Origin of the sequence: Mycolicibacterium tusciae (assembly GCF_002086795.1) — a bacterium.
GTDB classification, from domain to species: Bacteria; Actinomycetota; Actinomycetes; order Mycobacteriales; family Mycobacteriaceae; genus Mycobacterium; species Mycobacterium tusciae.
This window is the reverse complement of record NZ_MVIM01000002.1, coordinates 453,857-468,116: the sequence shown is the minus strand read 5'-3', so window position 1 is coordinate 468,116 and position 14,260 is coordinate 453,857. Positions and strand designations below refer to the sequence as shown.

Below are 14,260 nucleotides of genomic sequence, written 5' to 3'. Positions count from 1 at the left end.
CGTGCGTAGGCGTAATCCGTTGCGTTAGGCTCATTCCGATCGGCGTCCCGATCAGAGAAGGAGCTTTGGGTGCGGGCTTATGCAGCGCCCGACACCCAGGCTTTGCGGGGCTGGCAGCGTCGGGCATTGGTGCGGTATCTCGCCGCTGCGCCGCGTGATTTCCTGGCGGTCGCCACCCCGGGAGCGGGCAAGACGGCGTTTGCCCTGCGGATCGCCGGAGAACTTCTTTCCGAGCGCGTCGTCGACCAGATCACCGTCGTCGTGCCGACCGAGCACCTCAAGATTCAGTGGGCGATGGCGGCCGCCGGTGTCGGCATCGCGCTCGACCCGAAGTTCTCCAACTCCTCGGCGCAGACGTCGTCGGAATACCACGGTGTCGTCGTCACCTACGCCCAGATCGCCAAGCATCCGTCGCGCCATCGCGTACGAACCGAGAACCACCGCACACTCGTCGTATTCGACGAGATCCACCACGGCGGTGACGCGAAGAGTTGGGGTGAGGCAATCCGCGAGGCGTTCGGTGACGCCACGCGACGGCTGTCGCTGACCGGCACGCCGTTCCGCAGCGACGACAGCCCGATCCCGTTCATCAACTACGAGCGCGGCGCCGACGGCCTGTTGCGCTCGCAGGCCGACCACACCTACGGCTACAGCGACGCGTTGGCTGACGGAGTGGTCCGGCCGGTGGTGTTCATGGCCTACTCGAGTGAGTCGCGATGGCGCGACAGCGCCGGCGAAGAGCACTCGGCGCGCCTCGGCGAACCGCTCAACGCCGAGCAGACGGCACGGGCCTGGCGCACCGCACTCAACCCCGCCGGTGAGTGGATGCCCGCCGTGATCGCAGCCGCCGACAAACGCCTGCAGCAGAAGCGTCAGCACGTGCCCGACGCCGGCGGCATGATCATCGCCTCCGACCAAACGGCGGCGCGGGCGTACGCCGAACTGCTGACCCGGCTCACCGGTGAGGTGCCCACCGTCGTGCTGTCGGACGACAAGGGTTCTTCCGACCGCATCTCCGCCTTCGCAATGGGCACCAGCCGCTGGCTGGTCGCGGTGCGGATGGTGTCCGAGGGCGTGGACGTACCGCGGCTGGCGGTCGGGGTCTATGCGACGAGCGCGTCCACGCCGCTGTTCTTCGCGCAGGTGATCGGTCGGTTCGTCCGGTCGCGGCAGCCCGGCGAGACAGCCAGCGTCTTCCTTCCCTCGGTGCCCAATCTGTTGCTCCTCGCCAGCGAGATGGAGGCGCAGCGCAACCACGTGCTCGGCAAGCCGCACCGCGAATCGGATGGCCTCGACGACGATCTGCTCCCGGACGCCGAGAAGCAGAAGGACGAGTCCACCGACCTGGACAACGGCTTCGAGATGCTCGGCGCCGACGCCGAGCTCGATCAGGTGATCTTCGATGGGTCCTCATTCGGCACGGCGACGCCGGCGGGCAGTGAGGAGGAGGCCGACTTTCTCGGTATCCCCGGCCTGCTCGACGCCGAACAGATGCGCGATCTGTTGCGGCGCAGGCAGGATGAGCAGCTCACCAAGCGCACGGCTTCAGGTGAGGTGCCCCGCCCCTCGAAGCACGGCCAGTTGCGCGAGCTTCGCCGCGAACTCAACGCATTGGTGTCGATCGCCCACCACCGCACCGGGAAGCCGCACGGGTGGATCCACAATGAGTTGCGCAGAATCTGTGGCGGCCCGCCGATCGCGGCGGCGACCACCGACCATCTGCTCGCCCGTATCGAGGCGGTCCGGACCCTCTGACTAGCGAGGCGACAGCTCGAAGCGGAAATCGCTTTCGCCGATGCGTACATGGCACCCGTCGCTGAGCGGGGCGCTGCCGCGAATTCGCTTGTGGTCCAGCTCGACACCGTTGGCCGAGCGCGCATCGATGAGCACGAAACTGGTACCGGTGTCGATGATCACTGCGTGGTGGCGACTGACCCTCGGATCGTTGAGGGCGATGTCGTTGTCTGATCGTCGCCCGATCCTGGTGGCCACACCCTTCACCGGATAGCACTCACCGGTAGCCGCCCGCAGTTGGGCACGCTCCTTGCCGGTGTTGATAGCGGTGCGGTTCGCCAGGCTGATGAACGTACCCGCGAGTGTCGTGTCGGGCGGGGGTTTGGCGTCCATCGGCTCCTGCCGCAGGATCCGCTCATGCAGGTCGCGCAGCGCCCGGCTCGGGTCGATTCCGAGCTCGTCGGCCAGCACGGTCTTCAGCCGCTGATACGCAGCGAGGGCATCCGACTGCCGCGCCGAGACGTAGTACGCGATCATCAACTGCTCCCAGGCCGGCTCGCGGAAGGGATGTTCGGCGACCAGCCGTTCCAGCTCTCCGGTGATCAGCTTCGCGCGCCCGCATGCGATCTCGGATTCGGCGAGGGCGATGTGGGTGGCGACCTTCTCGTCGGTCATGGCCGTGGCGAAGACCGAGACGAAGTCGAAGGCACGCAGGTCCTCGAGCACGTCACCACGCCACTGGGCCAACGCGTTCGAATAGTGACTGCTCGCCTTGTCGAACCGGCCGGCCGTCGCGGCCTGGACGCCCGCGTTCCGCTCGCGGATGAACCGCCCCAGGTCGACGCTCAACTCGTCGATGTTGAGCCGGTATCCCGGTGAGACCTTCTCGAGCATGCTTCGCCCGTCCACGCCGACCGACCCGAGCAGCCGACGCAGATTGGACACGTAGGCGTGCAGGCTCGCGCGCGCTTCGGCTGGGGCATCCTCACCCCAGACGGCGTTGATCAGGGAATCCGCCGCCACCGGCCGATTGCGGTTCATCACCAGCGACGCCAGCACCGCTCGCTGCTTCGGCGTGCCGATCGGCACCACGGTGTCGTCGACCGACATTTGCAACGGTCCGAGAAGACCAAACACTGGGCCTCTCTGCGGCATCGGCTGTCCTACCCATCAGCGTGAAGTGACGTCAGCTAACGATACGGCGCTCGGCCAGCCCGGCCAGGTTCTTCAGCGAGTTGTCCAGGTGGTCGACGTCGAACGGGGGGAACTCGATGTCGCGCATCTGCGGCGGCACCCCCGACCAGTCATAGGTCAGCGTCACCCGCGTCCGGCCAGGCCCCGCCGGTTCGAGATCGTAGCGCCAGATCCACCCGCCAAATGCGAGCTCGTTGCCACCCATCAGATATCCGCGCTGGTCCGGGCCCTGCCCGGGCTGCCAGGCGATGGCCCGCGGCGGGTCGATCACCTCGACCCGGTTGGCCATCTCGTAGTCCTTTTCGGGGTGGTTGTCGTGGTACATCGCCATCCGGAAAATCTGGCCCACGTCGGTCAGACGCTGGGGATCGAGTGCGTCGCGCACCCATCCGGTGCCGTCGATCGCCGGGTGTGTCGACGGGTCTGCCAGCACGTCGAAGACCACTTCGGCGGGCGCATTGACGGTCGTGACGGCATTCACGTGTTCATCGGTCATACCGGTACCGACCGCCGCGGCCGGCAAAACTCACCGTCAGAACAGACCGCAGCCCGCGACACCGCAGAGAAAGGACGTGGCCCACAGCAACGGCCAGGCGATGACCATCACCACCAGCGCTGCGATGTCGGAGAAAATCGGGAAGGCACCCGTGAGCGCTTGCTGCAGCTGACCCATCAGTTCGATGTGAAAAACTGTGTAGCCGACGCCGATCACGATGTACATCAACGCGATCCACAACGCGAGCTCCAGGAATGTGTTGATGCCGCGATCGAACAGCATCCGTTCGACACGCACCCACATCCCCTGCTCCGACACCGCTACAGCCCCAGCAACCGCGGTAGGTCCGCGACCGAGTCGATGACGTGGTTGGGTTGCATCGCGAACTCATCGGCCGCCCACCGGTCGAGCGTGTCCTGACGAAACTTGCCGGTGCGCACCAACACTCCGGACATGCCCACCACCTGTGCGGGCAGCACGTCGTTGTTGAGGTCGTCGCCGATCATGTACATCTCGTCGGGGTCGACACCGAGTCGGCTTGCGGCGGCGAGGAATCCCTCCGGCGCGGGCTTTCCAACCGCGGTCGCTTTCCGGCCGGAGGTCTGCTCCATACCGATCAGGTACATGCCGGTATCCACGCGCAAACCATCGGTCGTCGTCCACACCGTGCTGCGGTGCATCGCCACCACCGGAACCCCCTGTGCCATCCAGTCGTAGACCCACGACAGCGTCAGGTGGCTGTACTCCGGCCCCGCCCCGCCGAGAATTACCACGTCGGGGTGTTCCGGGGCGGTCGGCCCGCTGAAGTCGCTCGAGTACTCGATGTCGATACCGGGCATGTCCTCGGCGATCTGCCCGCTGTTGACGAGGAAACATCGCGCATCGGGGAAGTTGTGGCGGACGTATTCGGCGGTCAGCACAGCGGCGGTGATCACCTCGTCGGCGCGCACGGCCATCCCGGCGTCGTTGAGCAATTCGGCGATCTGCGCCCGCGTCCTGGTGGTGGTGTTGGTCAGGTACGAGCAGGCGACCTGATGGTCGGCCAGGGCCCGCAGCGTCTCCGCGGCACCGGCGATCGGCTTCCACGACGTCACCAGGACGCCGTCGATGTCGAACAACACACCACCGATTGCCATTGCCCGACAGTAAACGGCGATCGTCTCGACGCAACTCGGACCCGCCCCTAATCGCCGGGGCGCGCCCACCTGGTATCGGCGACCCACGGGGACGCTTCGCCGACGATCGTCCACGCCAGCCGGGCCGGTACGTCGATCACCTGATAGTGCTTGACGCCCGCCGCGGTGGCGGCGATCAGTGTGGCGACACCTGCCCGGCGCTGCATGAAGGTTTGGCGCACCGTCCATCCGATGATGCCGGGCGCCGCGATGCAGTCACGCCTGCGCTGCAGGCTCCCCGTCCGCGCGACCAACCACCCGTCGCTCACCAGATGCCCCAGCGACCGCGACCGGTCGTGGGCGAGCAACGCACAGCACACGGTGAGCGCCGCCCATGTCATCCATACCCACACCGGCACCGGCACCGGCACGACGACCAGGACGACAGCGACGATCGCAGGACACGCCAGCGCACGGGTCCACCGCCTGCGGGTCGCGGCAGGCCCGTGGCGGCGCAGCGTGCCGGTGACCGCCTCGGGTCGCGCGATCAAATCGACCAGGACCGTTTGCGCGGTCGACTTCGGACACGGCGGCAACAGCATCGACGCTTCGCCCGCGCCGCCGACACCCGTCATCACCGCGTCGAGTCGGGCACCGCCGAACAACCTGACCAGCAGCGGTTCCCGCAGCGTTCCGCCCCGTAGCCTGCGCATGTCGAACGTGTGCTCCCGCACCCGCAGCAGCCCGTGCCTGAGGTGCAGGACGTCGCCATCGCGGCGCAGGTCGAGGTTCGCGTAGCTCAGCAGGGACTGCGAGACCGACAGCACGACGGACGCTACGAGGACCATGACAGCGCCTGCGGTGATGGCGGCCGTTACGCCGAAGCGGTCGGCGATGGCCACGCCCGACTGCTCGATCCGCGAATCCCGCAGCGCCGCAGCTGCTCCCACCTGATATGCGATTCCGACGGCGGCCGCGATCATCGCCAGGCCGGTGAAACTCAGCGGGCTGTACCGCAGCCACGACGGGTGCCAACGCGCGAGCACCCTGCCAGTCCCCCGCAAGCGGGTGGGCCCACCGCTTGCGAGGGGAGTACCCCCAGTGACCGTCTGGTCCTCATCGGCTGCCAACGATCCGGCCAGCAGCACGGCGCGCAGCCTCGGCGCTTCCGCGGCTGCGACCGCGTCGAGCGCGAAAACACTGTCGCCCGTCGCTTCCTGCCCGGTGCTGACCCGTACCACGGTCAGGCCGAGCAGCCGGTGCAGCAACCTGGCGTCGGTGGATACCGAACGAATCCTGTTGCGCGGCATCGAAAGTACTTTGCGCTGCACAATTCCTTTCCGCAGCTGCACCTCACCGGGGCCGATGCGGTAGCTCGTGGTGAACCAGCGTGCGAGCCCGATACCCACCGTGACCACCAGAACCGCGACCGCGTACATCGGATTGCCGGTGGCAGAGCCCAGCACGACCGTCCCGATGATCACCGGGATCTGGCGCAGCACTTCGTGAACGGGGTGCACCAGCAGCATGCGGGCGCTCAGCCGACTCCACTCGGCGCCGGTCGGGGAATTCACGTCGCGTCCTCGGCCCCGATCGCCGCGATGTCGGTGAGTTGGGCGACGACGCGGTCCGCGACATCGACATCGAGGGCCACGATGCGCACCGCACCGGCCGACGACGCCGTCGTCACCGTCACGTTCGCGAGGCCGAACAGCCGGTCCAGGGGTCCGCGTTCGGTGTCGACGGTCTGCACTCGCGATATCGGCGCGATGCGGCGCTCCTGCACAAGCCAGCCCGAGCGCGTGTACACCGCGTCGGGGGTGACGTCCCAGCGATGAACTCGGAAGCGCCACAAGGGAACCACCACGACGAACAGGAGCACGCAAATCGCCGTGATCACCGCGGCGACTGCATGCACCCACCACGTGCGGTGGTCGACGACGAACCACGCCAGCTGAGCGAGTGCCAACAAGGCCCACGGAATCAGCGCGCCGAGCGCCCACACCAGCGGCGCCTTGCGACTCGGTGGATTCGCGGGATCCCTCATGTTCAACACGTTCACGAGGTCACGACTTTTCGAGACTCAAACACTGGCTCACCCCGAACAGCCGCAACGTGCGCAACGTGCGCACTGGGATCAACTCCTCGACATCGGCGGTCGCCACGACGGCGGGCCGTTCAACCGGCATTCGCTCTCCGCCGGACACGACGGTGGCGGAACCGGCGGCCAGCACATTGCGCAGCCAGTCGGTGCGCGCGCCGTAGGGCAGCGCGATGAGAAGCCGGGATGTGGTCTCGATGATGTCGACCGGCGTCTCATACGTCTTGCCCGAACGACGTCCGACGTGCTCGATGACCGACGTCTGCGTTCCCGCGTTCCCCGCCGTGCGCATCACCCGCGGATTCGTCAAAGAGCGGTTCATTCGTCGCACCGTGTTCACCACCGGGGAGACCTGCCAGCGCATGCCCGCCACCAGCAGCCCCAACAACACCAGGACCGCACCGAACAGCGTGCCGATGATCACCGCAACCACTCGCATAGAACGAAAGTAACCGGCGGCGCAAGGCAGCAGGGCTTCAGTATGTTGATCGCATGAGCGCCAAATGGACCGCGGCAGACATCCCCGATCAATCCGGTCGCGTAGCGATCGTCACCGGCGCGAACAGCGGGCTCGGATACGACACGGCCGCCCTCCTCGCCGGCAAGGGTGCACATGTCGTCATGGCGGTGCGCAATCTCGACAAGGGCAACGAGGCCCTTCAGCGCATCCAGGGAACACACCCCAACGCCCAGGTCGACCTGCAAGAACTCGACCTGTCGTCGCTGGACAACACCCGCAAGGCCGCCGAGGCCATCCGGTCGGCCTATCCGCGCATCGACCTGCTGATCAACAACGCGGGTGTGATGTACGTGCCGTCCCGTGAAGCCACCAGCGACGGCTTCGAAATGCAATTCGGCACCAACCACCTCGGCCACTTCGCGCTCACCGGTCTGCTGCTCGACAACCTGATCGGCGTCGACGGCTCCCGCGTGGTGACGGTCAGCAGCGTCGGTCACCGGATCATCGCCAAGATCCATTTCGACGACCTGAACTGGGAGCGCAGTTACAACCGCGTCAAGGCCTACGGCCAGTCCAAGCTCGCCAACCTGATGTTCACCTACGAGTTGCAGCGTCGGCTCGCGGCCAAGGGTGCCCCGACCGTCGCGCTCGCCGCGCACCCTGGCTTCTCCGACACCGAACTGATGCGGCACCTGCCGGGCTTCATCCCGGATTCGCTGTGGAAGGTCGTGGCCCAACCCGCTGAGATGGGCGCGTTGCCGACCCTTCGCGCGGCCACCGATCCGGGTGCACAGGGCGGCCAGTATTACGGTCCCGACGGCATCGGCGAGGCGAAGGGAAACCCCAAAGTGGTTGCCTCGAGCGCACAGTCACACGACGAGGCCATCCAGCGTCGGTTGTGGACGGTGTCCGAGGAACTGACCGGCGTGATTTTTCCCGTCTGATGCGGTCCGTCGAGGAACATCAGCGTGTCGTCGCCGGCCTGATCCGCCGCCGGGCGCCGATCACCGTCGCGCTCGCCGACTCGCTGGGGTTGGTCCTGGCCGACGACGTGGTGGCACCGCTGTCGCTGCCCGGTTTCGACAACTCCGCAATGGACGGCTATGCCGTTGTGGCCGAGGACATCTCGACCGCAACGGCGGAGCGGCCCGTGCTGCTGCCCGTCGCCGAGGACATCCCGGCCGGCCGCACCGACCCGCTCACCCTCACATCGGGGACCGCACACCGGATCATGACCGGCGCACCGCTGCCACAGGGCGCTACCGCTGTGGTGCCGGTCGAGGCCACCAACGCCGCGACCGACACCGTCGAGATCCGCGCGAGTGCCAAACCCGGCCAACACATTCGACGCGCGGGCGAGGACGTCACCTCGGGCACCACCGTGCTGCGGGCAGGGCAGGTCGTGACCCCCGCGGCGGTGGGACTGGCCGCGGCGCTCGGATTGGGTGAGCTGACGGTCATTCCCAGGCAACGGGTGCTGGTGATGTCGACCGGATCGGAACTCGTACCGCCCGGCACGCCGCTGCAGCCTGGACAGATCTACGAATCCAACGCGGTGATGCTGGCCGCGGCGCTGCACGAGGCCGGGGCCGAGGTGGTGGCGTCACCGACGACCGGAGACGACGTCGCCGCGTTTCGTGACGCGCTGACCCGTCACATGCGCGACGCCGACCTCATCATCACGACGGGCGGGGTGAGCGCCGGCGCCTATGAGGTCGTCAAGGACGCCCTGGGCGGCGAGGTGGAGTTCGTCAAGGTCGCGATGCAGCCCGGCATGCCACAGGGCTCGGGCGTCGTGGACGGCACGCCGATCATCACGCTGCCGGGCAACCCGGTCAGCGCGCTGGTGTCTTTCGAGGTGTTCCTGCGCGCTCCGGTGCGAAGTGCGATGGGGCTGCCCCATCCCGATCGGCCGCGGCGTACCGCCGTCCTGACCGAGGACCTCACGTCACCGCGCGGGAAGCGCCAATTCCGCCGCGGAGTATTCGATTCGGCAGCGGGCACGGTCACCAGTTACGGACCGCCAGCCTCACACCACCTGCGCTGGCTCGCGTCGGCGAACTGTTTGTTGGAGATCGATGAGGAAACCGGCGAACTCGCCGGTGGATCCACTGTTCACATCTGGGACTTGACATAGCTCCATTGGCGGCACGTCTCGCCCGTAGAATCGGCCCACGATGGCCAGACGCCCCGACATTCAATCCGGCCCGGCGCGGTTCGCCGCGCTGGTGCGCTCCTCCATACCTCCGATGCACCCAGCGGGCCTACCGTTCGTCGGCGCGAGCCTCGCGGTCGCCGCGCTCGGGTACCGCATCCGCTGGCTGCGGCGCGCGGGACTCACGTCCGCCGCGGCCAACGCGGCGTTCTTCCGGCACCCGCCGCGGGTGCCACCAACCCGTCCCGGCCTTGTCGTAGCGCCCGCAGACGGGCTGGTCTGCCTCATCCAGGAGGCGGTGCCCCCCGCCGAACTCGGCCTGCCCTCAACGCCATTGCCGCGGGTCAGCATCTTCTTGTCGATCTTGGACGCCCACGTGCAGCGCGCCCCCATCGGCGGTGAGGTGGTCGCGGTCTCCCACCGGCCAGGGAAGTTTCATTCGGCCGAACTGGAGGCCGCCAGCGAACTCAACGAACGAAACAGCGTCGTCATCCGCAGCCCAGAAGGTGCGCAGGTGATCGCCGTGCAGATCGCCGGCCTGGTGGCCCGCCGCATCGTGTGTGACACGAAGGTGGGCGACAAACTCGCGATGGGCGACACCTATGGCCTGATCAGGTTCGGATCTCGGCTCGACACCTACCTGCCCGCCGGCTCCAACGTCCTGGTCTCCCTCGGCCAGCGCGCCCTCGGCGGCGAAACAATATTGGCCGAGTTGCCAGCGCCTCCCGCGTCTGACGTCGCGGCCGGAGCCGCTACGTGATCAAACCCCGCGTCAAGACGCCGGTCATCAGCCTGCGCATCCTGCCCAGCGCCATGACCGTGACAGCCATCTGCCTGGGCTTGAGTTCGGTGAAGTTCGCACTCGACGGCAGACCGACAGAATCGATGGCCTTCCTGGCCGTCGCGGCGATACTCGACGCGCTCGACGGCCGCATGGCCCGGATACTCAAGGCCACGTCCCGAATGGGTGAGGAGATCGACTCGCTCGCCGATGCGGTGAATTTCGGTGTCGCACCGGCATTCATCGTCTACGCCACGCTGCTCTCGTCTTCCCGAATCGGCTGGATCGTGGTGTTGCTGTACGCGGTGTGCATCGTGTTGCGACTGGCCCGGTTCAACGCAATGCTCGACGTCGCCAAGCCCGCCTACGAGAGCAAGTACTTCGTCGGCATGCCCGCGCCCGCCGGAGCGATCGGCGCGATCGGTCCGCTGGCGGCCAAGATGCAGTTCGGCGACGGCTGGTGGACCTCTGAAGCCGCCGTCGTCATCTGGATGATCGGCGTCTCGCTCTTGACGGTCAGCACCCTGCCGATGCGCAAGATCCACACCTTCTCAGTGGCACCGAACATGGTGGCTCCGCTTCTGGTGGCGGTCGCGATCCTGGTCGCCGCGTCGATCCTCTACGGCTACCTCGTGATCCTGGCGATCATCCTCGGCTACGTCATCCACATCCCGTTCGCGATCCGAACCCGGCGCTTCCTGGCGGCCCATCCCGAGGTCTGGGACGACAAACCTCGACAACAGCGGGCGGCTCGGCGGGCGATTCGTCGTGCGCAGCCGCACCGGCGGTCGGTGATGCGACTCGGATTGCGCAGGCCGGGCTCCTGACGTGACCGGTTTCGATTCGGGGAAGTCGGCAACCGACCGTCCCGCCCTCAAGCAGCAGCTGACGCTGACCGCGCGCCTGAACACCTCAGCGTTGGACACTCGGCGTGGAGTCGTCCGTCTTCATCCGGAAGTCATTGCGGCGCTCGGCATTCGGGAGTGGGATGCGGTGTCGCTGACGGGTTCCCGAACCACCGCCGCGGTGGCCGGGGTGGCGCCGCCGGGCACGCCCGCAGGCACCGCACTGTTCGACGACGTCACACTGTCCAACGCAGGCGTACGGGAGGACACCACGGTGCTCGTCGCGCCTGCAACGGTGTACGGCGCTCGATCGGTGACACTGTCCGGTTCGAACCTCGCGACCCGGTCGATCTCACCGGCGACGCTTCGTCAGGCACTGCTGGGCAAGGTGATGACGGTGGGCGACACCGTCTCGCTGCTTCCCCGCGAACTCGGTCCCGACATCCCGACGTCGGCGGCCACGTCGGCGCTGGCATCGTCGGTCGGCATCACGTGGACGTCGGAACTGCTGACGGTGACTGGCGTCGATCCGGTGGGACCTGTGAGCGTCCAACCCAATTCGCTCGTCAGCTGGGGCGACGGGATGACTCCGTCCACCGCCGCATCGTCGGGCCAACCGACCGTCACCGCCGCCAAGGAGTCGACGGCGAGCACCGTCAGTTTCGACGACCTCAAGGGCGCACACGCTCAGGCGTCGCGGCTGATCGAGTGGCTCAAGCTCGCCCTCGACCAACCGCAGCTACTCGAAACACTCGGCGCGACAGCGAATCTCGGCGTGCTCGTCTCCGGGCCGGCGGGCGTCGGAAAGGCGACCATGGTGCGGACGGTCTGCACCGACCGGCGCCTCGTCGAGCTGGACGGACCCGAGGTCGGAGCACTACAAGCCGAGGACCGGCTCACCCGTGTTGCGGCGGCGGTGTCCACCGTCCGTGACGGCGGCGGCGTCCTGCTCATCACGGACATCGACGCGCTGCTCCCCTCACCCGCCGAACCCGTTGCCACGCTGATCCTCACCGAGTTGCGCAACGCCGTCGCCACCCGCGGCGTGGCGTTCGTGGCGACTTCCGCGCTGCCCGACAGCGTCGATCCGCGCCTACGCGCACCCGACCTCTGCGACCGCGAGCTCGGCTTGAGCCTGCCCGACGGCGCCATCCGCAAGCAGCTGCTGGAGGTACTGCTGCGTGACGTGCCCGCCGGTGACCTCACCCTGACCGAAATAGCCGAACGTACACCGGGTTTCGTCGTCGCCGACCTGTGCGCGCTGGTGCGCGAGGCCGCACTCCGGGCGGCGGCCAGGGCCAGCATCGACGGCGAGCCGCCCGCGTTGACCCAGGACGACCTGACCGGCGCGCTGAGCGTGATCCGGCCCCTGTCGCGTTCGGCGACCGAAGAGGTGTCGGTCGGTTCGGTGACGCTCGAGGACGTCGGCGACATGGCCGAGACCAAACAGGCACTCACCGAGGCCGTGCTGTGGCCACTGCAGCATCCGGAGACGTTCGAGCGCCTCGGCGTCGAGCCTCCGCGCGGCGTCCTGCTCTACGGCCCGCCCGGCTGCGGCAAGACATTCGTGGTGCGGGCGCTGGCCAGCTCTGGTCGCCTGAGCGTGCATGCCGTCAAGGGTGCCGAGTTGATGGACAAGTGGGTCGGCGCCTCGGAGAAGGCGGTCCGCGACCTGTTCCGACGCGCGCGTGACTCGGCGCCGTCGCTGATCTTCCTCGACGAACTCGACGCGCTGGCGCCGCGGCGCGGCCAGAGCTTCGACTCCGGTGTCACCGATCGGGTCGTGGCGTCGCTGCTCACCGAACTCGACGGCATCGAACCACTGCGCAACGTGGTGGTGCTCGGCGCGACGAACCGGCCCGACCTGATCGACCCGGCGCTGTTGCGGCCCGGCCGACTCGAAAAGCTTGTCTTCGTCGAACCGCCCGACGCCGAAGCCCGTCGCGAGATCCTGCGCACGGCAGGCAAATCCGTGCCACTGGCCGACGACGTCGACCTCGACGCGCTGGCCGCCGGGCTGGAGGGCTACAGTGCCGCCGACTGTGTGGCGTTGCTGCGGGAGTCCGCACTGACGGCGATGCGGCGCTCCATCGACGCCGCCGCGGTCACCGCCGACGACGTGGCCAAGGCCCGCGAAACCGTGCGGCCGTCGCTCGACCCCGTCCAGGTCGAGTCGCTGCGGGCGTTCTCTGCCGCCCGCTGACGACATTCGTCGACTACGGCCGAGCCTCGAGCACGAGGTTGAACGGAGTCTCGGTCGCCCGGCGGAAACGGGTGAACCCGCCACCGTCGACCACGACTTCGCGTAGCCGCGCTTCACCTGCCTGGGCGCCCAGCGCGGGACCTTTGCGCGCCAGGGAAACCGGCACGCAGATCTGGGTGGACGCGCCGTACATGACTCGACCCACCGGATTCAGATTGTCGGCCACCCGGTCATTCGCGAACGGCTCGACGAGCATCACGGTGCCGTCGTCGTTGATCGCCTCGCGCGCATGGCGCGACACGCTGACCGGATCGGCCATGTCGTGGAGGCAGTCGAAGAACGCGATGAGATCGAAGCCCTTGTCCTGGTAGCCGACGGCATCGGCGACTTCGAAGCGCGCGTTCGTAACGTCTGCGGCAGCGGCCTTTTCGGCAGCGACCGTGATCGACTCGGCGTGATAGTCGTAGCCGACGAACTCCGATTCGGGGAAGGACTTCGCCATCAGGATGGTGCTAGCACCGTGGCCGCATCCGACATCGGCGACCTTGGCCCCGCTTTCGAGTTTTTCGACGACACCGTCGAGCGCCGGCAGCCATGAGCCGATCAGGTTCGAGTTGTAGCCCGCGCGAAAAAAGCGCTCCGTTCCCTCGAACAGGCAGGGGTGATGATCTCCCCACTCCATACCGCGGCCGGACCTGAAGTTCTCGAGCGTGTGCTCGAGGGCGTGGAAGGTCGCCTCGACGATGTTGTACGCGCCGGGCATGTCGACCGGTCCGCTCGGATCGGTCAGGCACAGCGCCTGCTCTGGACTCAGCGACCACTCGTCGGTGGCGGGGTCGTACTCCACGTATCCGCCTGCGCCCTGATTCCCGAGCCATTCTCGGATGTAGCGCTCGTCGGTTCCTGTGCGTTGCGCCAGCTCAGACGACGTCACGGTGCCCTTCGCCAGCTCGCGATACAGCCCGAGTCGATCGCCGACGAGAATCAGCGTCGCACTCATCGCGGCCCCGAGGTCGCCCACCGCCTTGCCGAGGAATTCGTTCAACTTCGCCTCGTCGACAGCCATGTGTCCATAGTGGGCGCGTTGAGCGGGCCGTGCCGGACATTGACCTCCCCGATCCGGCCGTCTGTGCCGAGGCAAATAGATCTTGACAGTGACTAGTTCAAGGGGGCATA

The 14,260-nt window shown here is 67.4% G+C and carries 14 protein-coding genes; 6 read left to right on the top strand and 8 right to left on the bottom strand.

The genetic code is table 11. The annotated features are described in order from the left end of the window. Positions 1 to 69: 69 nt before the first annotated feature. Positions 70 to 1,755 (top strand): DEAD/DEAH box helicase, encoded by a 1,686-nt coding sequence (locus BST47_RS05290; protein ID WP_083124144.1) that lies wholly within the window; start codon positions 70 to 72, stop codon positions 1,753 to 1,755. Here the strand turns inward: BST47_RS05290 and BST47_RS05285 are convergent, their stop codons facing one another. Genes BST47_RS05285 through BST47_RS05255 form a run of 7 tightly spaced genes read right to left on the bottom strand, consistent with a single transcriptional unit; the run spans position 1,756 to position 7,079 of the window. Continuing rightward, positions 1,756 to 2,889, bottom strand: a complete 1,134-nt coding sequence (locus BST47_RS05285) for a BTAD domain-containing putative transcriptional regulator (RefSeq protein ID WP_083124143.1) — start codon at positions 2,887 to 2,889, stop codon at positions 1,756 to 1,758. Positions 2,890 to 2,920: 31 nt separating this feature from the next. Further along, positions 2,921 to 3,424, bottom strand: a complete 504-nt coding sequence (locus tag BST47_RS05280) for an SRPBCC family protein (protein WP_083124142.1) — start codon at positions 3,422 to 3,424, stop codon at positions 2,921 to 2,923. A 36-nt stretch (positions 3,425 to 3,460) separates the two neighbouring features. Next, positions 3,461 to 3,742 (bottom strand): addiction module protein, encoded by a 282-nt coding sequence (locus BST47_RS05275; protein WP_234809575.1) that lies wholly within the window; start codon positions 3,740 to 3,742, stop codon positions 3,461 to 3,463. 2 nt (positions 3,743 to 3,744) lie between these two features. Beyond that, positions 3,745 to 4,560 (bottom strand): HAD-IIA family hydrolase, encoded by an 816-nt coding sequence (locus BST47_RS05270; RefSeq protein ID WP_083124141.1) that lies wholly within the window; start codon positions 4,558 to 4,560, stop codon positions 3,745 to 3,747. A gap of 47 nt (positions 4,561 to 4,607) precedes the next feature. Continuing rightward, positions 4,608 to 6,068, bottom strand: a complete 1,461-nt coding sequence (locus BST47_RS05265) for a PH domain-containing protein (RefSeq protein WP_083124296.1) — start codon at positions 6,066 to 6,068, stop codon at positions 4,608 to 4,610. A gap of 41 nt (positions 6,069 to 6,109) precedes the next feature. Beyond that, positions 6,110 to 6,586, bottom strand: a complete 477-nt coding sequence (locus tag BST47_RS05260; protein ID WP_107528872.1) for a PH domain-containing protein — start codon at positions 6,584 to 6,586, stop codon at positions 6,110 to 6,112. 19 nt (positions 6,587 to 6,605) lie between these two features. After that, positions 6,606 to 7,079: a nitroreductase family deazaflavin-dependent oxidoreductase gene (locus BST47_RS05255; RefSeq protein ID WP_083124140.1), complete on the bottom strand. Its 474-nt coding sequence runs from the start codon at positions 7,077 to 7,079 to the stop codon at positions 6,606 to 6,608. Between the two features lie 53 nt (positions 7,080 to 7,132). Here BST47_RS05255 and BST47_RS05250 point away from each other — a divergent pair, with 53 nt between their 5' ends. The 5 genes from BST47_RS05250 to BST47_RS05230 are packed head-to-tail and all read left to right on the top strand — an operon-like array spanning position 7,133 to position 13,084. Then, a complete protein-coding gene (locus tag BST47_RS05250; protein WP_083124139.1) occupies positions 7,133 to 8,044 on the top strand; it encodes an SDR family NAD(P)-dependent oxidoreductase in 912 nt (303 codons plus the stop codon). Further along, positions 8,044 to 9,237 carry a molybdopterin molybdotransferase MoeA gene (gene moeA / locus BST47_RS05245; RefSeq protein ID WP_083124138.1) on the top strand — a complete coding sequence of 398 codons (1,194 nt, stop codon included), beginning with the start codon at positions 8,044 to 8,046 and terminating at the stop codon, positions 9,235 to 9,237. The genes BST47_RS05250 and moeA overlap by 1 nt, the downstream gene beginning before the upstream one ends. A gap of 40 nt (positions 9,238 to 9,277) precedes the next feature. Then, positions 9,278 to 10,015, top strand: coding sequence for a phosphatidylserine decarboxylase (locus tag BST47_RS05240; protein WP_083124137.1), 738 nt, complete (start codon positions 9,278 to 9,280; stop codon positions 10,013 to 10,015). Next, a complete protein-coding gene (gene pssA / locus BST47_RS05235; RefSeq protein WP_207568531.1) occupies positions 10,012 to 10,863 on the top strand; it encodes a CDP-diacylglycerol--serine O-phosphatidyltransferase in 852 nt (283 codons plus the stop codon). The genes BST47_RS05240 and pssA overlap by 4 nt, the downstream gene beginning before the upstream one ends. A 1-nt stretch (position 10,864) precedes the next feature. Continuing rightward, positions 10,865 to 13,084, top strand: a complete 2,220-nt coding sequence (locus BST47_RS05230; protein ID WP_083124136.1) for an AAA family ATPase — start codon at positions 10,865 to 10,867, stop codon at positions 13,082 to 13,084. A 13-nt stretch (positions 13,085 to 13,097) separates the two neighbouring features. On the opposite strand, the gene BST47_RS05225 is transcribed toward BST47_RS05230, so the two are convergent. Beyond that, positions 13,098 to 14,150 (bottom strand): class I SAM-dependent methyltransferase, encoded by a 1,053-nt coding sequence (locus tag BST47_RS05225; RefSeq protein ID WP_083124135.1) that lies wholly within the window; start codon positions 14,148 to 14,150, stop codon positions 13,098 to 13,100. Between the last annotated feature and the right edge of the window lie 110 nt (positions 14,151 to 14,260).